A 643-nucleotide genomic window follows, 5' to 3' on the forward strand; every position below is an offset into this window, starting at 1 on the left:
GGCTTCGGTGTCGCGTGGTGCGTCAGCTACCTGACCATGCTGGTCGCCGGTGGCAACGACATCTGGGCCACGCACTTCCACCTGTCGATCAACGCGATCACCTGGTTCTCGCGCATCGCGTTCTTCGTCGCACCGGTCGTGGCGTTCATCGTCACCAAGCGGATCTGCCTGGGTCTGCAGCGCCGTGACAAGGAGAAGGTGCTGCACGGCCGCGAGTCGGGCATCATCAAGCGGCTGCCGCACGGCGAGTTCATCGAGGTGCACGAGCCGCTTTCGTCGGACCAGCTGCACACGCTCACGGCGCACGACCAGTACCAGCCGCTCGAGCTGGAGCCCGAGGTGGACGAGAACGGCGTGGTGCGCAAGCCCACCCGCTCCGAGAAGCTCCGCGTCAAGCTGTCGAAGGGCCTGTACGGCGAGGACAGTCAGATCGCCAAGCCCACCGTCGAGGAGTACAAGGAGATCACGAGCGGCCACGGTCACCACTGACCCCTCCTGATCACCTGCTGATCGCCACACGAAGAACCCCGTCCGATGGTTGGACGGGGTTCTTCGTCTGTTCCCGGCCCTGGATAGGCTGGCTCCACACCTCACCCACCACCAGGAGCGTGGACCATGAACGTTGTGACCCCGGCAGGCGGCG

Annotated in this window: 1 pseudogene; it reads left to right on the plus strand. The window is 65.2% G+C overall.

The features are described from left to right. Positions 1-489, plus strand: a pseudogene (locus KUM32_RS39645) (ubiquinol-cytochrome c reductase cytochrome b subunit); the annotation flags it as partial. Positions 490-643 lie beyond the last annotated feature (154 nt).

It is taken from the genome of Streptomyces sp. AC627_RSS907 (assembly GCF_019049165.1).